Here is an 18,847-nt window from a genome sequence, read left to right on the forward strand (position 1 = left end):
GATGCATGATGTTACTACGCCCGGGAGTGTCGGGCTTGCGCAGTTTTTCATGAGAGCCGGTTGCGGCTGGTGGGAGTTTAGCTAACATGGCCCCCTCCTACGACCGACAGAGACCCCCTCATGAATCCGCCCCCGTCCTATCGGCTCGGTGCACCGCTGGTGTTGCTGATGGCCATTACCACCGGTGTAGCGGTCGCCAGCAACTACTATGCCCAGCCGCTGCTTCATACGATTGCAGATCAGCTGGGGCTGTCCTTTGCCAGTGCCGGTATCATCGTGACCGTGGCGCAGCTGGGGTATGCGGCCGGCCTGCTGCTTCTGGTGCCTCTGGGCGATCTGCTGGATCGCAGGAACATGATCGGCGTCATGATGCTTCTGGCCGCGACCGGCCTGTTCATCAGTGCCAATGCCGACAGCCTGCCGGTACTGCTGGCCGGCACGGCACTCACCGGTATTTTTTCGGTGGTGGCGCAGGTGCTGGTGCCCTTTGCCGCCACCCTGGCGGAACCGGAGCAGCGGGGCAGGGTAGTGGGTACCGTCATGAGCGGCCTGTTACTGGGCATCCTGCTGGCCCGGACCGTGTCCGGCACCCTGTCCAGTCTGGGGAGCTGGCGAACGGTCTACTGGGTCGCGGGCATCCTGATGCTGATCAATGCTGCCGTGCTGTATCGCGCCCTGCCGTCGTATAAAAGCGAGACCCGCATGTCCTATGCGGCACTTCTGGCCTCTATCGGCCATCTGTTCGTGAAACATGGCCTGCTGCGCCAGCGTGCCCTGCTGGGGTTTTTAAGCTTTGCCATGTTCAGTGCGCTCTGGACCTCGGTAGCCTTCCTGCTGTCGAGCGCACCCTATCATTACAGCGATGCCGCCATTGGGCTTTTCGGGCTGGCAGGCGCTGCCGGTGCGCTGGCCGCACGTCAGGCCGGTCATCTGGTGGACCAGGGGCGCGGGCATCAGACCACTCTGGGCGGGCTGGTTCTGCTGGTACTGGCCTGGGGCCTGCTGTGGTGGGCGCCCCATGAACTGGCCATTCTGGTGTTGGCCATCATCCTGCTGGATCTGGCCGTTCAGGCGGTCCACATTACCAATCTGAATCTGATTTATTCGCTGGATCAGGCTGCCCGCAATCGCCTGAATGCCGGCTACATGACCTGTTATTTTCTGGGGGGCGCCGCAGGCTCTCTGGCATCTGCGTGGGCGTACCAGCACCTTGAATGGAATGGCGTTGCCCTGCTGGGGCTCGGACTGGCGCTGGCGGCGGCGGTTGCAGGGATGGCCGGGCGGCCCTCGCGTGAGGGCCGCCACGACACGGCTTAAACCAGCGCTTCAAACGCTCTGGCGATGGCCTCCGCGCCGGGATCGATAACGCCTTCCAGCCGGTCGGCCGGCACATAGGACGACCGGCCTGCACCGGCGTTTGCCAACGTGGCGGTGTATTCGGCTCCCTCGCGGGCTGCACGGGCGGCGCCTTCCAGCCCCTTGCCCTGTTCAAGCGCCTTGATGGCCGGCCATAGCGCATCCATCATGGTGCGATCCCCCGGTTGTGCGCCGCCATAGGTCTGCATGCGGTTGGCACCCTGGGTGAGGGCATGCGCCCAGTCGTCGTTATTGGCCAGTTCGGCGGCACTGGCCGTGAACAGGATGGACAGCAGCACGCCGCTGGACCCGCCCATGTCACGCGCCAGCAGTTCGCCGATGCCGGCCAGCAGTGCCGGCCAGTTGTCAGCCGGCAGACGCTGATGCCGGAGAGCCTTCTGAATGGCATCCACGCCTTCCTTCAGGCTGCTGCCGGCATCGCCATCCCCCGTTCTGGCATCCAGCTCATCCAGGGCCTCCCGTGACTCGCCGATGGCCACCAGCACCTTGTTCAGGCAGGCCGTCATGGCATCATTTTGTGGCGCATTATCGTAAAGGGCGCGCTGTTCATCGCGTGTGTCCGGCTCGAACCAGGCCGGTGCCGTCACATGACGAATGCCGGGCCAGCCGGGAGCCGTGGAAGGGGCGCTCAGCGCGGTGGCCAGATCATCCTCGAACGGCAGCAGGGTGATGGAAAAGCCGTGCATGTCCAGCGAGGTCATCATCGGCGCCGGGCCGATCAGCATGGGTAGCCGCTCCGGTCCCAGCTGATCGAGCAGGTCAAAGGTCAGCGTGCTCATCTCCTGACTGGAACAGCAGCCCAGGTTGTTGAGCAGGGCGATGAGCGGAACGCGCTTGCCGTGCCGGGCATCCATCGCCTCCAGCAGCGGTGAGAGCACCAGATTGAGGGCATCGCGGGCATTGTCGGGGCTGACCTCCCGGGCGCCGGTTTCGTTATGAATGCCCAGCCCCAGTTCGGGGCGTCGTTCCTCACGTGTCTGACCGGGCAGGGCGGCGCCTTCCAGCGCCATGCCCATCGACATCAGTCGGCCGGCAGCGTCTTCTGCCAGGCGTGCCACCTCCGAAAGGGAGTGCCCCTGGGTGGCGTAATAGCCCGCCACCTTGTGCACGGCAACGGTGCCGGCAATGCCGCGGGGCTGGGTCACATCGTCCAGCGCGATATCATCGGACACGATCACCATTTCCACCTTCAGTCCTTCGAGTCTGGCGCGTTCGGCAGCCAGGCCGAAGTTCAGGCGATCTCCGGTGTAGTTCTTGACGATCAACAGGCAGCCGGCCGTGCCACAGACTTCCCGAATCCCCGCCAGTACGGCCTCGACACTGGGCGAGGCAAAAATGCTGCCGGATACCGCCCCTGTCAGCATGCCTTCACCAACAAATCCGGCATGCGCGGGTTCATGACCTGCGCCCCCTCCGGAGAGCACAGCCACCTTGTCTGCTCCCTGTTCGTTACGACACCAGTCGGCGCGCACCATGATGCGCATGCCACTGGCATGGGTCGATAGTCGAACAGAGCGAAGGTGCGCCTCTGCTGCCAGCAGTTCATCGACAACAGCATCGGCGTCATTGTAAAAGCGCTTCATCGGTCTTCCTGCATTGATGAGTGTCGTTACAGGGTAGCGCGCAAACCGGCATGGATGCGCGTTTACAACGTGTTCTTTGGTGGAAGGCCTGTTTACATCGGTCTGGCCTGATGGACAGGGTGGTCATTGTCGGTTGCTATCGCGGTGTATGCCTTTATCATGGCGCGCCCGGGCAACGCTGGTCAGGTCATGGATGAGGACGCCAGCCGACTCGCTCGGCCACTGGAGAAATGCATCGGTGCGGCGAGGTATTCGCAGCGGCATGCCATCGCGTCGTATGCCGTGGACGCTACCGCACCAGCCATTTCACCGCGTCGCCCCTTCTGACCCGCCCCCCGGAATACGCCGGACCCACTCCGGATTACACGCGTTTGACCACTCATGTCGTTGATGAGAGATGGCTGCAGGGACGAAAACGTTACTCATGATGAAAGACAACGATGGAGAAGGACTTTGACGCGTACATCGGATAACGAAAAAAAGGATGAGGCCGACGCCGGCGAAGGGATACCGGCACCCACGGGCGATTCCAACATGATCGATACCGATTATGTCATCGGACAGGACAATTTTCAGGGCCGCGTGCTGTTCAACGTGGATCTGCACGGCAAGGTATTCGGCATATCATCGCTACTGGTGCTGTTATTTGTAGTGCTCACACTGACCATGCAGTCGCAGATGGAGCCGCTGTTCAACGGTATGCGGGACTGGCTGACGGCCAATCTTTCCTGGTTTTTCATGCTCTCGACCGCGATTTTCGTGGTGCTTGCCGTCGGGCTGATCTTCAGCCCGCTGGGCAGGGTACGGCTGGGTGGTGTCGAGGCCAGGCCCGACCACACCTATATCAGCTGGTTCGCCATGCTGTTTGCTGCCGGTATGGGCATCGGGCTGATGTTCTACGGCGTGTCCGAGCCGATCTCGCATTATACGGCGGCCATGGGCGGTACCTCGTTTGAAAATGGCGTCCGTGTCGATAGCGCTCCGCTGGGCGGTGCCATGGGCGATGAGGCCGCAGCGCGTCAGCTCGGCATGGCTTCCACCATGCTGCACTGGGGGCTTCACCCCTGGGCGATCTACGCGATGGTTGCGCTGGCACTGGCACTGTTCTCCTTCAACAAGGGGCTGCCGCTGACCATGCGCTCGATCTTCTACCCGGTACTGGGTGAGCGCATCTGGGGGTGGCCGGGCCATATCGTGGATATCCTGGCGGTCTTTTCCACCCTGTTCGGCCTGGCCACCTCGCTGGGGCTGGGGGCGCAGCAGGCCGCGGCCGGACTGCACTTCCTGTTCGGTGTGCCGGATACTGATCTCACACGTGTGCTGCTGATTGTCGGGATCACGGCAGTGACCCTGTGCTCGGTTGCCGCGGGTGTCAACGCGGGCCTCAAGCACCTGTCGGAACTCAACATGGCACTGGCATTTGCCCTGTTGCTGTTCATCCTGTTTACCGGGCCGACGATGGAACTGGTTACCGGGTTTTTCAATAACCTCTATGCCTATGCCACCTATCTGCCGGCGCTGTCGATGCCGTTCGGCCGCGAGGATGTTGATTACAGCCAGTCCTGGTCGGCGTTTTACTGGGCCTGGTGGATCAGCTGGTCCCCGTTCGTGGGCATGTTCATCGCACGTGTCAGCCGTGGCCGTACCGTACGCGAGTTCCTGATCGCCGTACTGCTGGTGCCCACGATTGTCTGCGCGTTGTGGATGACGATCTTTGGCGGCACGGCCATCTTCCAGGTGGATGCAGGCCTTGCGGATGTGGCTGATGCAGCGCTGGAGCTCAAGCTCTTTACCATGCTTGGTCATCTGCCGTGGCAGACGGTGACCTCTCTGGTCGGAGTGTTGCTGATCATGGTGTTCTTCATTACCTCTGCCGACTCCGGCTCGCTGGTCATCGATACCATCACAGCCGGTGGCAAGATCGATGCACCGACCTCGCAGCGCGTGTTCTGGGCGTTGATCAGTGGCGTCATTGCCATCGCCCTGCTGCTGGGCGGTGGTCTGGGGGCTCTGCAGGCCATGGTCATCACGACCGGGCTGCCGTTTGCCATCGTGCTGCTGGTGGGCTGCTTTGGCGTGATCAAGGGGCTGATGTCCGAGCCGCGCGCGAAGTAATGATGCGATGAGCGCTCACGGCGCGTGTCTTGCGCGCCACGTATGAAAAAGGCGGCCTTCGGGCCGCCTTTCTTGTGCGCGTGTTTCAAGGTGCATCGGTGCCGAGGCGCGTCTAAACAGGTTTTATTTCAGGCGGTTGCACGCAAGGGCAGGAGCAATAAGGGAAGGTTGTCACCTTGGTCTCATAAGCCATGGTCTAATGGGTTTTAATGTATGATGTATGACAAATTGCCTTCACCATCATCGTATGTTCCATGAATAATCAATGAGGCGAGCCATGGCGTTTTCCAGACAGGCGGTTACCGGCGCGGTTGGCGACGGACTGCTCTCTTTCCCGGTCACCGACTTCGATGCAAACGGCAACTTCGACGCGGCGTCCTATCGCGCCCGTATCGAGTGGCTGCTCAAGTATGAAATTTCCACCCTGTTCGTGGCTGGCGGCACCGGCGAGTTCTTCAATCTGTCGCTTGATGAGTTCCGCGAGATCGTGACGATCGCGGTCGAGGCCACCAACGGCAGGGTGCCGGTCATTGCAAGCGCCGGCATGAACGCGCATCTGGCGCGCCAGTACGCGCGCATCGCTGAAGAGGCCGGCGCCGACGGCATTCTCTTGATGCCGCCGTATCTGACCGAGTGCCCGCAGTCGGGTCTTTTCGACTACGCCCGGTCGGTGTGTGGCTCGACCGCCCTCAACGTCATTTATTACAACCGGGCCAATGGCCTGATGAAGGCCGAGACGGTCAAGGCGCTGGCCGATGCCTGCCCGAACCTGATCGGCGTCAAGGACGGCAGGGGCGATATTCAGGCGCTCAACACGATCATCAAGACCGTAGGCGACCGCCTGGTCTATGTCGGTGGCGTGCCGACTGCTGAAATCTTTGCAGAGGCCTATCTTTCCATCGGGGTGAACACCTATTCCTCGGCAGTGTTCAATTTCGTGCCGGAGATGGCGGTGTCGTTCTACAAGGCGCTGCGTGCCGGAGATTCAGCCACGGTGGCGCGGCTGACGCGCGAGTTCTTCATTCCGTTCGTGCAGCTGCGCGATACCTGCCCGGGCTATGCGGTCAGCCTGGTCAAGGCCGGTGCCGCGCTGGTCGGTCATTCAGGCGGTGATGTGCGCTCGCCGTTGACGATGCCATCCGCGGACGAGACGAAACGCCTTCAGGCGCTGATCGACCACGTGGCCCGGTAAGCTCCACCTCGAACCTGCAATGTGTACAGGCGTACATCATGAAACGACACCATCCACTCGTGTGTACGTTCAGGGCGCATGGAGTCTGAAATCGCCGAGCTGCCCTGCATGCCAACGTTGATCGACCTGTTCTGGAGAGTTATTCATGTTTCCCACGCTGACCCGCATGACCATTACGCCGGTGGCCGGCTACGACAGTTTTCTTTTGAACCTGAGCGGCGGCCACGCCCCCTGGTTCATTCGCTGTGTCGTGATGCTGGAAGACAGCGCCGGCAACACCGGCGTGGGGGAGATTCCCTCGAGTGAGGGCATTCTGGCCGGACTGGAGCAGTGCCGAGACCTGGTCGAGGGCCAGAGCCTGCGTGATTTCCGCCAGGTGCTGACGCAGTGCAAGGCCCGGCTAGAGGGCAACGGCCCGGAAGAGCGTGGCCGGCAGACGTTCGATCTGCGTGTGGCGGTGCATGTATTGACCGCCATCGAATCAGCGCTGTTCGATCTCTACGGCCAGCACGTCGAGCTGCCGGTAGCGGATCTGCTCGGCCGGCTCGGGCGCCAGCGCGACGAAGTCGAGGCGCTTGGGTATTTGTTCCTTCTGGGCGACCCGGACAAGACGGATCTGCCCTATCCAAAGCCGCCCGAATCACCGCGCGATGACTGGGATGTGGTGCGCTGTCAGGAAGCGCTGACGCCGGAGGCGGTAGTGCGGCTTGCGAAGGCGGCGCATGCCCGGTACGGCTTCAAGGACTTCAAGCTCAAGGGCGGCGTACTGAGCCCGGAGGCCGAGGCCGATTGCATCCGCGCGCTGTACGAGGCCTTTCCCGACGCGCGGCTCACGCTTGACCCCAACGGCGCCTGGACGCTCGATCAGGCGGTGAAGGCGCTGAATCCCATCAAACACATGTTGAGCTATGCTGAAGACCCCTGTGGTCAGGAAAGGGGCTATTCCGGCCGTGAAACCATGGCGGAGTTCAAGCGCCGTACGGGGCTTCCCACCGCCACCAACATGATCGCGACCGACTTCAAGCAGCTTCAGTTCGCTGTCGCGCTCAATGCGGTGGACATCCCGCTGGCTGACTGCCATTTCTGGACCATGCAGGGCGCGGTCATGGTGGGTGAGCTTTGCAACGAATGGGGCATGACCTGGGGCTCGCACTCCAACAACCACTTCGACATCTCGCTGGCCATGATGACCCATGTGGCCGCGGCGTGCCCGGGCGAGATCACCGCAATCGATACCCACTGGATCTGGCAGGACGGTCAGCGTCTGACCACCGAGCCATTCCGGATCAAGGGCGGCAGGATCTCGGTACCCACGACCCCCGGGCTTGGCATCACGATCGACAAGGCGCAGATTGAGGCTGCGAACCGACTTTATCATTCGCTGGAGGTTCGCCAGCGCGATGACGCCATGGCCATGCAATACCTGATTGATGGCTGGCAGTTCGATCCCAAGCGTCCGACGCTTGTTCGGGATTGAGACTTCATGGAGAGACGTCCATGCACACCTTTCATGGAAAGGATCCATGCACACTAGCGGAGGCAGTATGCAATTGACTGGGGAACTACTCATCGGCCAGACGGCGGTCAAGGGCAGTCAGAAGGTTGTCCATGCGATCAATCCAGCCACGGGCGAGGCTCTTGAGCCCGGCTATCCCGGCGGCACCCGTGATGAGGTTGACCGGGCCTGTGAACTGGCCTGGGCTGCCTTCGATGCCTACCGGGAGACCTCGCTCGAGGATCGGGCGCGCTTTCTGGAAGCCATCGCGGATGAAATCGAGGCCGTCGGTGATGAGCTGACCGAGCGTGGCACTCTTGAAACCGGGTTGCCGGAAGCGCGGTTGAACGGTGAGCGCGGCCGTACCTGCAACCAGCTGCGTCTGTTTGCCCGTGTCGTGCGTGATGGCGAGTGGCTCGATGTGCGCGTGGACCCGGCCAGGCCCGACCGCGAGCCAATGCCACGTGTCGATCTGCGCCAGCGCCATATCGGCCTTGGCCCGGTGGCGGTCTTCGGTGCCAGCAACTTTCCGCTGGCCTTCTCGGTGGCCGGCGGTGATACCGCTTCGGCACTGGCGGCCGGGTGTCCGGTGGTGGTCAAGGCGCACGGTGCGCACCCCGGTACGTCCGAGCTGGTTGGTCGTGCGATCCAGCGGGCGGTGGCCAGCTGCAACCTGCCGGAGGGTGTGTTCTCGCTGCTTTACGGCGCTGGTCGCGACATTGGTCATGCGCTGGTGAGTGATCCGCGTATCAAGGCGGCCGGCTTTACCGGCTCGCGCAGCGGCGGGCTGGCGCTGTGGAAGGCCGCGCAACAGCGCGCCGAGCCGATTCCGTTTTATGCGGAAATGAGCAGCATCAATCCGGTGTTTTTGATGGCCGACAAGCTTGAAAGCGAGGCGCAGGCCCTTGGTGAGGCGTTCATCGGCTCACTGAACATGAATGCCGGTCAGTTCTGTACCAATCCGGGGCTGGTCATTGCCGTGAAGGGTGACGGCCTTGATACCTTCAAGCGCGCTGCCGTGGCAGCGCTTGATGGCGCCACGGCGCAGACGATGCTGACGCCGGGCATACACGATGCCTACGTCGAGGCGGTCAAGGCGCTGGACGCCTCCGATAAGGCCGAGCGACTGGGCCAGGGCCCGGCAAGCGAGGGTAAAAACGCCTGCCAGGCGGGGCTATTCGCGACGAGTGCGCAGCACTTCATCAACGATGAGGCGCTGTCTCGGGAAGTGTTCGGTTCCACCTCGCTGATCGTTGAATGCGACAGCTTAGATGAAGCCCGACAGGTGGCCGAGCAGGTTGAAGGGCAGCTCACCATTACGGTGCATATGAACGAGGCTGACACCCAGGACGTCAAGGCCCTTCTGCCGGTGCTGGAACGCAAGGCCGGCCGTATTCTGGTCAACGGCTGGCCGACCGGAGTCGAAGTCTGTGATGCCATGGTGCATGGCGGCCCGTTCCCGGCCACGTCCGATGCGCGTACCACGTCCGTGGGTACAGCCGCCATCGACCGTTTCCTGCGCCCGGTGTGCTACCAGAACCTGCCGGACGTCCTGCGCCCGGAAGCGCTCAGGGACGTTAACCCGCTGGGGCTTGATCGTCTGGTGGACGGGCGTCGCGAACGCTAGCCAACGCGGCATGGTCTTCGTCCCGGGCATCAGGCCCGGGGCGGGGGCAGCCGCTGTATGGAGGCTGCCATGTCATTGAAGCGGTCGCCCTGAAGGCGGACATGATCCATCAGTTCACGGCGGGCCGTCTCGGCATCGCCGCTGCGCAGCGCATGAACGATGCGCTCGTGCTCATCAAATGAATCCTTCACCCGGTTGCGCACGTGCAGCTGAAGCCGCCGATACGGCTTGAGCATGGCATGCAGTCGCAGTGCCTCTTTAGCCAGAAAGTCATTATGGCTGGCGGTATAAATGCATTCGTGGAAAACCCCGTTACGGTAGTAATACTCGTCGCTGTCACCGGCATCACGGGCCTGCCGACAGGCCTCGTGCGCGGCTTCCAGTGCCGTCAGCTCATCAGAGGTGATGCGTCGCGCCGCCAGACGCCCGCACATGCCTTCCAGCTCGGCCATCACCTCGAATCGCTCGACCACCTCCATGACATTTAGTCGTGCGACGAAGGTCCCCCTTTTCGGCTTTACCTCCACCATGCCGGTCGTGGCCAGTTGCTGTAGCGCTTCACGGACAGGCGTGCGCGAACACTGGTATTCACTGGCCAGCGCCTCGGGATCCAGTCGGTCTCCCGGCGCATAAAGCCCCTCCACAATGGCGTCTTCGAGCTGGTCGCGCAGGCGCTGCGATTGAGGTATCCGAGACATATTAGACTTTCTCCCATGTTGACACCCCGACGGTGCAGGCTGATTGTTGTATACAACATATCATTTTGAAGAATATAAAAAGGCTGATTCTGAGGGTTAAATAGTGGCATTGGCGTGCCGTGTCGATCGCGCTTACCGGGGGTGAGATAGAGCATGAACGTTAACATGAGTTTTCTGCAGGAACTGCTGTCGAGCCTTGAAGCCAAGGCGCGCCAGAATGGGGTCTTCGTCAGTAGACAGAGTGGACGGGAAGAGAGCGGTCTGGCCCGGCTGGAATCCGCCTGTGACACCCTGATGCACCATGGCGGTGAAGCCTCCCGTATTCTGATTGCGCGGCAGGCCCTCTCCGCCTATCGCACCCTGGATACCGAGCAGCAACGCGCCTTCTTTCACCTGCTGGCGGATCAGTATGCCGCGGATCCGGCCGCGATTCATGCCGCCTACGCACGCTACCGCGAGACGGAAGACAACACGGCCCTTCAGGCGCTTGGCAGTGCCTGCGAGCCGCGTCGGCAGTCCCTGTTTCGGCGGTTGAACCAGTGCCCTGGGGGCACCTATGAACTGGTCCAGATGCGTTCGGACCTGCTGGCCATGCTGAAGGACCACCCGGAGCTTGCCCCCCTCGATGCAGACTTTGCCCACCTGTTTGCCTCCTGGTTCAACCGGGGGTTTCTGATGCTGGAGGCCATCGACTGGAATACCTCGGCCGCTGTGCTTGAAAAGGTCATCCGGTATGAGGCGGTGCACGCCATTCACGACTGGAACGACCTGCGCCAGCGGCTGGACCCGGGCGATCGGCGCTGTTACGCGTTTTTCCATCCTGCCACCGGGGATGAACCGCTGATCTTTGTCGAAGTGGCCCTGTGTCGTGGCATCCCCGACAACATCCAGTCGATTCTGGAAAGTGATGAACACGTGGCACCGGAGGATGCCGACACGGCGGTGTTCTACAGCATCAGCAACTGTCAGGCGGGCCTTAAAGGTATTTCCTTCGGTAACTTCCTCATCAAGCAGGTGGTCGAGGAACTGCAGCGTGAACTGCCGCAGCTTGAGAACTTCGTGACCCTGTCTCCGGTGCCCGGGCTTCGCAAATGGCTGGACCAGACCCGCAGCGAGGGTGGCCTGCCCGGCAGCAGCGATGTGCTGGAGCGGCTGGAAGCCGAGGATTGGCTTGATGACAAGGCCTCCCGCAGCAAGATGGCCTCCGACGTGACGGCCCTGGCCGGCCATTACCTGCTGGATGCCAGGCGCCGCGGCGCGCCGGCTGATCCGGTCGCGCGATTTCATCTGGGGAACGGGGCACGTCTTCACCGCATCAACTGGCCTGGGGATACCTCCGTCAAGGGGCGCCAGCAGTCCCATGGCGTCATGGTGAATTACCTCTATGAACCCGGCCGCATTGAACAAAATCACGAAGCGTTCAGTCGCGAAGGCACCATTGCCTGCTCCTCCGAGGTTCGGCGTGCGGCCAAACAGGGCCAGCAACGCTTTACCCGCAGCAGGGACAAGGCCTGATACCGCTTATCTCAGGAGATGAATTGTGAATCATAATCTTTATCTACAGTTTCAGACGCATTTTGATCAGCAACCGGACAAGGTGCTGATGGCCACCCTCGAAGGTGATACCCATACCTACGGGGAGGTGCAGGACACGGCCATGAAAATGGTCGGTGTGCTGCGCCGGCTGGGAGTGGCCCAGGGGGATCGGGTCGTGGTGCAGGTTGAGAAAAGTGCCCAGGCACTGATGCTGTATCTGGCCTGCCTGCGGGCCGGAGCGGTCTATCTGCCGCTCAATACCGCCTATACCGATAACGAGGTGGCGTACTTTCTGCAGGATGCCGAGCCCCGCCTGGTAGTGTGTGACCCGGCGCGGCGCGACAGTCATCGCGCGCTGGCCGAGGCACACGGCGTTGCCCATGTGGAAACCCTCGGCAATGACTGCAGTGGCAGTTTGATGGCACAGGTTGCCGACGAAGCACCGGATCGAACCATCGCGGAGATGGGCGCTGATGATCTGGCGGCGATCCTGTATACCTCCGGCACCACGGGCCGCTCAAAGGGCGCCATGCTGAGCCACCGCAATCTGGCTGCCAACAGCCAGGCACTGGTGGATACCTGGCAGTTCACCCGTGATGATCATCTGCTGCATGCGCTGCCCATCTTTCATACCCATGGCCTGTTCGTGGCCTGCAATATCATTCTGACGGCGGGGGCCTCCATGACCCTGCTGCCGGGCTTTGATGCCCAGGCGCTGCTGTCGCTGATGCCGCAGGCCACGGTGCTGATGGGCGTACCGACCTTTTATACCCGCCTGCTGGACCAGCCCGGCCTTGACCGTACCAGCACCGCTGCCATGCGGCTGTTCATTTCCGGTTCGGCGCCGCTGCTGGCTGAAACCCACCGGGAATTTCATGCCCGTACCGGTCACATGATTCTGGAGCGTTACGGCATGACGGAAACCAACATGAATACGTCCAATCCCTATGAGGGCGAGCGGCGGCCGGGCACGGTCGGGTTCGCGCTGCCGGGCAGCGAAGTGCGTGTGGTTGACCGTGACAGTGGCGCCGAGCTGCCTGCCGGGCAGAACGGGCTGGTGGAAGTTCGCGGCCCCAATGTCTTTCAGGGCTACTGGCGGATGCCGGAAAAGACCCGGGAAGAGTTTCGTGCGGATGGCTTTTTCATTACCGGTGATCTGGGCATGCTCGACGACGATGGCTACCTGCACATTGTCGGCCGGGACAAGGATCTGGTGATTTCCGGCGGCTACAACGTGTACCCGAAGGAGATCGAGCAGTTCATCGATGAGCTGCCAGGCGTCAGGGAATCTGCGGTCATCGGCGTGCCTCACCCGGACCTGGGCGAGGGCGTGGCCGCTGCCGTGGTCCTGAACGAGGGGGCCGAGGTCACTCAGGAGGACATCACCTCCGCACTGGCACCGCATCTTGCGCGCTACAAGCAGCCCCGGCGTGTGGTGTTTGTGGACGCACTGCCGCGCAATGTCATGGGCAAGGTGCAGAAGAACCTGCTGCGCGAGGCGCATGCCGATCTGTATCAGACCGGCACTGCGGTACATGACAAGTAGTACCTGATTCACCACACCACAATGGCCCTGCCGGCTGCACTCGTGGCCGGCCCGGCACAACAACAATGATGATGGGGACATACTCATGGTGATTTACGGTGTAGGACTGCTGGCCGGCTGCATGCTGGTCGGACTGGTAACCGGGGACGTTCTCGGCACCCTGCTGGGCATCGATGCCAACCTCGGTGGCGTCGGGATCGCGATGCTGCTGCTGATTCTGGTGACCGGCATTCTCAAGCAGCGCGGCCACCTGCCGGAAAGTACCGAGCAGGGCATTACCTTCTGGAACGCCATGTACATCCCGATCGTGGTCGCCATGGCGGCCAGCCAGAACGTGGCGGCAGCGTTCAGTGGCGGGCTGGTGGCGCTGCTTGCCGGCGCGCTGGCCATGGCGCTCGGGCTGTTGCTGGTGCCGGTATTGACCGGTCATCGTCGTGAGCCGCTGCCGTCGGGTGACGCCAGCACGACCTCTCCAGCGCCCGGCCGCACACACTGAGGATATCCTGCCATGAACGATTCCATCATGACGGTGTTTGACAAGTATCACCTGATTGCGGCCTTCGCCGTGATCGGTCTGACCATGTTTCTGGCGCACTGGGTCAGCAAGCGGTTTACCCGAGGGCGGCTGCACGGGTCAGCCATTGCCATTCTTGTCGGTCTGGCGCTGGCCTGGGTGGGCGGCGTGATGACCGGCGGCAAGCACGGCCTGGCGGATGTCACCCTGTTTTCCGGGCTGGGGCTGATGGGCGGCGGCATGCTGCGTGATCTGGCCATCATTGCCACCGCCTACGGGGTACGCTTTCAGGAGATCAAGCAGGCCGGTGTGCGTGGCGTCATTGCCCTGTTTGCCGGGGTGCTGATTTCCTTTGTGGCCGGGGCCGTGGTGGCGGTGAGCTTTGGCTACACCAGCGCCGTTGATATCACCACCATTGCTGCCGGTGCCGTGACCTATATCGTCGGCCCGGTAACCGGCGCCACCCTGGGCGCGAGTTCCGAGGTGATTGCCCTGTCCATCGCGGCCGGGCTGGTCAAGTCTATCCTCACCATGATCTTTACCCCGCTGACCGCCAAATGGATCGGGCTGGATAATCCGCGCTCGGCGATGATCTTCGGTGGCCTGATCGGCACCACCAGTGGCGTGGCGGCCGGGCTTGCCGCCACCGATGCCCGCCTGGTGCCCTACGGGGCAATGACCGCCACCTTCTATACCGGGCTGGGGATTCTGCTGGCCCCGACCGTGCTGTTTCTGGCGGTGAGTGCCCTGGTGTAAGGGCCATGCCGTCAGCCCGGTAACCCCCGCTGCCAGCGGGAAGGATCTCGGCATGAACCGTTCTTCGGTTCATGCCGTTTTTGTTGGGTATCTATCGTCCAGACGACAGCATGAGCCGGCCGGAAGGGCAGCAGATGCGCCGGACTATGGTGGGGGATGCGCTTTCACGGCGGGCAGGGTATGGTGATTTACAGTTTGTATGACAACCATACAGCGGGCACGCCGAGCATGTCTCAGGAGGAAGCAATGGCCGATATTTCAGCCTGGCAGGTCAAACCGGTGGCCAATCAGCAATCGCTGTCGGGGCAGATCGCACAACAGCTACAGGCCCTGATTTGCGAGGGCCGGATTGCGGTGGGGGACAAGCTGCCAACGGAAAGCGAGCTGTGTGACCTGTTCGGCGTCAGCCGCACCGCGGTGCGTGAAGCCATTGCCCACCTGCGCTCGATGGGGTTGATCGAAACCCGTCGTGGCGTGGGCACGCGGGTACTCAGAAAGGCCCCGGAGCAGGCCTTTCCGGCGCGCCGCATCAATGCCACCACGGTGGAAGATATCCTGCATGTGCTGGAACTGCGGCTGACCATCGAGCCCCAGGCCGCGGCGCTGGCGGCCCGGCGCCACACGTCGGCCGATGCCATGACGCTTGAAGAAGCCCACCGCGCCTTCATTGCCGCAGAAGGGGAGGCCTCTCTGGCCCGCAGCGAGGATTACCTCTTTCACCACGCCATCATTGAAGCAGCCCATAACCCGTTTCTGCTCGCGTTTTACGAGCCGCTGCACACCGGCGCCATTCCCCGGGCGCAACTGCTGGATTCCGATGTAGACCCGGTGGCCGCCCGGCAGTATCTGGCCCAGGTGGGCGAGGAACATGGCCGTATCCTGCAGGCCATTCTGGCCCGGGACGAGCAGGGCGCCCGCAATGCCATGAACCAGCATCTGGAGCGGGCCACACGCACCTACAGCGCCTACCAGACCCGCTGACATGGTGCGCCGGCTGATTGAACAGCGCATTCACGGCCTGACCGGGCTGTCGCTGGGCGGGGTGGATTACGCCACACCGCCAGGCGATCCTGGCCTGTTCGGGCCGGATTCCATGGTCTGGCGCGTGCACGGTGACTTTACCGCGATGCTGTGCGGCGGCATTTCAGCGCTTCTCCTTCAGATGATGCACCCGCTGGCGCTTGCCGGCGTGTGGGATCACTCGAGTTTTCGCGAAGACATGCTCGGCCGGCTGCGCCGCACCAGCCAGTTCATTGCGGTGACCTCCTTTGGCCCCACCGCGGCCGCGGATCGTCTGATAGACCGGGTGATTGCCATTCATCGTCAGGTACAGGGCCACTACACCGATGGACGTTTCTACCGGGCAGACGATCCGGCCCTCCTGACCTGGGTGCATGTGGCCGAGGCGCGCAGCTTTCTGACCGCCTGCCTGCGCTACTACCGAAAGCACCTGACCCGGGAAGAGCAGGACCGCTACTACCGTGAAAGCGCACTGACCGCCTACCGCCTTGGTGCCGTTGATGTGCCGGAAACGGCCGAGGCCATCGACGCGTATCTGGAACGGATGCGTCCGGCGCTGGTCGTGGATGAGCGCACCCATGACGTGGTGAGGCTGCTGTTTGAAAGCCGGGCACAGTTCGGCGCAGTGGGGCTGGGGTACAACCTCTTTCTGTGGGCCGGCGTGGACCTGCTGCCGGTGTGGGCGCAGCAGACACTGGGGATTGCCCCCGGGCCGTGGAAGCAGGCGATGGTGCGTGGCGGTATTCGTGGCGTGGCCCCGGTACTGCGCTGGGCCGTGCAGGATGGTGCCCGGGCGCGGGCCGAGGCCCGTGTTGCGCAGGGCCCTCATGGCCCTGCAGCCTGACGTGCACGGGATGAACGCCGGAAACGAAAACAGCGCCCGAAGGCGCTGTTTTCGTACCGGAACATCATCGCTGTCAGCTGTGCGAGGTGGCCGGTGAGGCCTTGTGGCGTCGATCCTTCGGGAAGAAGGTGCCGGCCTTGAGATCGGCTTCGATCTGCTCCAGCGAGCGGCCGTTGGTTTCCGGGATATACCGCACCACGAAGACCAGCGCCAGTGTGGAGATGGCCGCGTACAGCCAGAACGTGCCGGACGTTCCCAGCGCATTGATCAGGGTCAGCGTTGTCAGGGTTACCAGCAGGTTGAACACCCAGTGGCTGAACGCCCCCACGCTTGCGCCCTTGCCGCGCACAAACAGCGGATAGACTTCGGCATTGATCAGCCACAGGCAGACCCCGAAGCTGCAGTTGAACGCCATGTAAAGGGCCAGGCACACCACCAGAATCCACTGGGATGTGGTCGAGGTCGGGGCGCCATCCATGAACAGGAAGCCCATCACGATCAGCGCCACGATGGACCCGGGCACCATCCACAGCAAAAAGCGCTTACGGCCGATGCGATCGACCATCAGAATGCCGAAGATGGTTGAAATGTTGATCAGCACCGCACCGCCAATGGAGGCCAGTACCGAGGCGTTTTCATCAAGGCCCGCGTTACTGAGAATGGTCGGGGCGTAATAGATGATGGCGTTGTTGCCGGTAATCTGGGAGAACATCGCGATCCCGAACCCGGCGATCAGTGCCGGACGCACCCAGTCACTGAACAGGTCACGCCAGGTACCTTCCGGGCGGGCCGAAATTTCCTTGATCTCGTTGATTTCATTCCGGGCGCCCTCGTGGCTTTCACGCACACGTTCCAGCACGCTGAAGGCTTCCTCCTCGCGGCCCTTGCCCAGCAGCCAGCGCGGGCTTTCCGGCAGTACCAGCATGCCCAGTATCAGCACAATGGCCGGCACCGTGCCCAGACCGAACATCCAGCGCCAGTCATCGCCCAGGGCAAAGCCTGTCAAATAGGCCACCAGAATGCCGAACACCACCATCATCTGAAACATCACCACCAGTTTACCGCGGTGCTTGGGCGGGGTGACCTCGGCGATATACACCGGAATGATCTGGGTGGCGCTACCGGCCGACAGGCCCAGAATGAAGCGCGCCAGAATCAGCATTTCAACGCTTTCCGCCAGCGCCGAGAGCAGGGAGCCGACAATGAACATGAGCCCGAGCAGCATGATGGAGCGCCGACGCCCCAGCTTGTCGGACAGCGGGCCTGTGCCCAGACACCCGAAAATGGCACCAAAGATAATCGCGCCGGTTACCAGCTGCTTGGTGGTATCGTCCATCACAAACTGCTTGGACAGCCCCAGCAGTGCCACACCGATAATGCCGGTGTCATAGCCGAACAGCAGGCCCCCGAGCGCGGCCACTACCGACACCAGGATGACCAGAAATTTTCCCCGCGGTCCCCGTGCAGGGCGCGCGCTGGCTGACGTAGACATGCTTACTCCTTGTGCTGAATCGTTTCAGCAAAGCGCTGGAACGGTCTTCTCTTATAAACCACGCCAGCCTAATGAATTGTCGCCGTGACCACCATGCCAATTAGACTATTGGTTTAGAAAAAAAGGAGGGTGGCCTGTCATCAGGCCACCCGTGCTGCGGTCAGCGCCATCGGCAGGGTGGGTAACCCGTGCCGCACGGGCTTACATGGCGTGCTTGATGCCCTTGTTGATCAGCACCCAGTTGGCCGGGTAGGACGTCAAAAAACCCACCAGCATGGCGATCTGCATCATCGCCCAGAATTCGGGGGTAAAGGCGTTCATCTCGCCCAGCCACAGGGGGGTAGCAATCAGCATCCACAGGTACATGCCCGCCTGAAAGGCGATCAGCGACAGGGTATCGGCCTTGATGGCATCGCGTAATGCCGCACCGGGAGGCTGATCGCTCATGGCCCGAATCGGCAGGTACTGAAACAGCACGCCGAAGGCATAGGCAAACAGGAACGCCAGCAGAAAATGGCCGGCCATGGCCGAGCCGAACAGGGAAAAGGCCGTCAGGGTAGCGATGGGGGAGGCAATGACATCGCCCAGCGTGCAGCCGCCGCCGCAGTGCGTGGCGGAAACGAACACCCCCTGCCACTTCGGCTTGCTGTCGTGATGGTGATGATGCCCGTGGTTGTCGTGGTGGCCCTGCTGGTTGCGGGTGGGCGCACGGCCCATGGCGGTATAGGCCCACCAGCCGATCACCGGCATGTAAAGGCCCGTGATCGGCCAGGTCACGTTCATGACCTTCATGTGCTGGGGACGTCTGGCGATATCCACCGCAATGGCGGTGGCGGTTACAAGGCCTGAGGCAACAAGGCACCAGGCGATAACGGGGGGCATGATATGACGCTCCTTGTCGTGTCTGTCATGACGAGTCCGGGTGAAAGTCAGATCATGGTTTAGAAGCCCTTGGCCCGCAGCGCAAGCCTGGTGTTACTCCCGGGTTTCAGGCGCGGGGGGTTGATATTGCCGCGCTGAGCTACCATCTCTACGAACAGTTCACCCCTTAA

General features: G+C 62.2%; 16 protein-coding genes. 12 read left to right on the forward strand and 4 right to left on the reverse strand.

Annotated elements, in window-relative coordinates:
* Positions 1 to 120: 120 nt before the first annotated feature.
* The gene (locus NAT21_RS02590) at positions 121 to 1,317 is read left to right on the forward strand and encodes an MFS transporter (RefSeq protein WP_250935446.1); all 1,197 of its coding nucleotides are present in this window, start codon (positions 121 to 123) and stop codon (positions 1,315 to 1,317) included.
* Here the strand turns inward: NAT21_RS02590 and NAT21_RS02595 are convergent.
* A complete protein-coding gene (locus NAT21_RS02595; RefSeq protein ID WP_250935448.1) occupies positions 1,314 to 2,960 on the reverse strand; it encodes a dihydroxyacetone kinase subunit DhaK in 1,647 nt (548 codons plus the stop codon). The two genes, NAT21_RS02590 and NAT21_RS02595, sit on opposite strands and share 4 nt — an antisense overlap.
* 126 nt (positions 2,961 to 3,086) lie before the next feature.
* On the opposite strand from NAT21_RS02595, the gene NAT21_RS02600 reads away from it, so the two are divergent.
* The 5 genes from NAT21_RS02600 (at position 3,087) to NAT21_RS02620 (ending at position 9,389) form a co-directional block, all read left to right on the forward strand.
* Positions 3,087 to 3,287: a hypothetical protein gene (locus NAT21_RS02600; protein WP_250935449.1), complete on the forward strand. Its 201-nt coding sequence runs from the start codon at positions 3,087 to 3,089 to the stop codon at positions 3,285 to 3,287.
* A 126-nt stretch (positions 3,288 to 3,413) separates the two neighbouring features.
* Positions 3,414 to 5,075: a BCCT family transporter gene (locus NAT21_RS02605; protein WP_250935450.1), complete on the forward strand. Its 1,662-nt coding sequence runs from the start codon at positions 3,414 to 3,416 to the stop codon at positions 5,073 to 5,075.
* A gap of 277 nt (positions 5,076 to 5,352) precedes the next feature.
* Positions 5,353 to 6,267, forward strand: a complete 915-nt coding sequence (kdgD, locus tag NAT21_RS02610) for a 5-dehydro-4-deoxyglucarate dehydratase (RefSeq protein ID WP_250935451.1) — start codon at positions 5,353 to 5,355, stop codon at positions 6,265 to 6,267.
* 145 nt (positions 6,268 to 6,412) lie between these two features.
* Complete coding sequence (locus NAT21_RS02615) at positions 6,413 to 7,744, forward strand: glucarate dehydratase family protein (RefSeq protein WP_250935452.1); 1,332 nt, start codon at positions 6,413 to 6,415, stop codon at positions 7,742 to 7,744.
* A 67-nt stretch (positions 7,745 to 7,811) separates the two neighbouring features.
* Positions 7,812 to 9,389: an aldehyde dehydrogenase (NADP(+)) gene (locus NAT21_RS02620; protein ID WP_250935453.1), complete on the forward strand. Its 1,578-nt coding sequence runs from the start codon at positions 7,812 to 7,814 to the stop codon at positions 9,387 to 9,389.
* A 29-nt stretch (positions 9,390 to 9,418) separates the two neighbouring features.
* On the opposite strand, the gene NAT21_RS02625 is transcribed toward NAT21_RS02620, so the two are convergent.
* Positions 9,419 to 10,087, reverse strand: coding sequence for a GntR family transcriptional regulator (locus tag NAT21_RS02625; protein WP_250935454.1), 669 nt, complete (start codon positions 10,085 to 10,087; stop codon positions 9,419 to 9,421).
* Between the two features lie 165 nt (positions 10,088 to 10,252).
* On the opposite strand from NAT21_RS02625, the gene NAT21_RS02630 reads away from it, so the two are divergent.
* The 6 genes from NAT21_RS02630 to NAT21_RS02655 all read left to right on the forward strand — a co-directional run bounded on the left by NAT21_RS02630 (position 10,253) and on the right by NAT21_RS02655 (position 16,303).
* Positions 10,253 to 11,602, forward strand: coding sequence for a malonyl-CoA decarboxylase (locus tag NAT21_RS02630; RefSeq protein WP_250935455.1), 1,350 nt, complete (start codon positions 10,253 to 10,255; stop codon positions 11,600 to 11,602).
* Positions 11,603 to 11,627: 25 nt separating this feature from the next.
* Complete coding sequence (locus NAT21_RS02635) at positions 11,628 to 13,169, forward strand: malonate--CoA ligase (RefSeq protein ID WP_250935456.1); 1,542 nt, start codon at positions 11,628 to 11,630, stop codon at positions 13,167 to 13,169.
* An 85-nt stretch (positions 13,170 to 13,254) separates the two neighbouring features.
* A complete protein-coding gene (madL, locus tag NAT21_RS02640; protein WP_250935458.1) occupies positions 13,255 to 13,665 on the forward strand; it encodes a malonate transporter subunit MadL in 411 nt (136 codons plus the stop codon).
* Between the two features lie 12 nt (positions 13,666 to 13,677).
* Positions 13,678 to 14,439, forward strand: coding sequence for a malonate transporter subunit MadM (gene madM, locus NAT21_RS02645; RefSeq protein ID WP_250935460.1), 762 nt, complete (start codon positions 13,678 to 13,680; stop codon positions 14,437 to 14,439).
* 246 nt (positions 14,440 to 14,685) lie between these two features.
* Positions 14,686 to 15,420 (forward strand): FadR/GntR family transcriptional regulator, encoded by a 735-nt coding sequence (locus NAT21_RS02650; RefSeq protein ID WP_250935462.1) that lies wholly within the window; start codon positions 14,686 to 14,688, stop codon positions 15,418 to 15,420.
* A gap of 1 nt (position 15,421) precedes the next feature.
* Positions 15,422 to 16,303: an oxygenase MpaB family protein gene (locus NAT21_RS02655; protein WP_250935464.1), complete on the forward strand. Its 882-nt coding sequence runs from the start codon at positions 15,422 to 15,424 to the stop codon at positions 16,301 to 16,303.
* Between the two features lie 73 nt (positions 16,304 to 16,376).
* Here the strand turns inward: NAT21_RS02655 and NAT21_RS02660 are convergent, their stop codons facing one another.
* Together NAT21_RS02660 and NAT21_RS02665 are read right to left on the reverse strand one after the other, a co-directional pair.
* A complete protein-coding gene (locus NAT21_RS02660) occupies positions 16,377 to 17,795 on the reverse strand; it encodes a sugar porter family MFS transporter (protein ID WP_250935466.1) in 1,419 nt (472 codons plus the stop codon).
* A gap of 201 nt (positions 17,796 to 17,996) precedes the next feature.
* Entirely contained in the window at positions 17,997 to 18,677 is a 681-nt protein-coding gene (locus NAT21_RS02665) for a DUF4396 domain-containing protein (protein WP_250935468.1), read from the reverse strand.
* Between the last annotated feature and the right edge of the window lie 170 nt (positions 18,678 to 18,847).

This window comes from Larsenimonas rhizosphaerae, from assembly GCF_023700005.1.
Classification (GTDB): Bacteria; Pseudomonadota; Gammaproteobacteria; order Pseudomonadales; family Halomonadaceae; genus Larsenimonas; species Larsenimonas rhizosphaerae.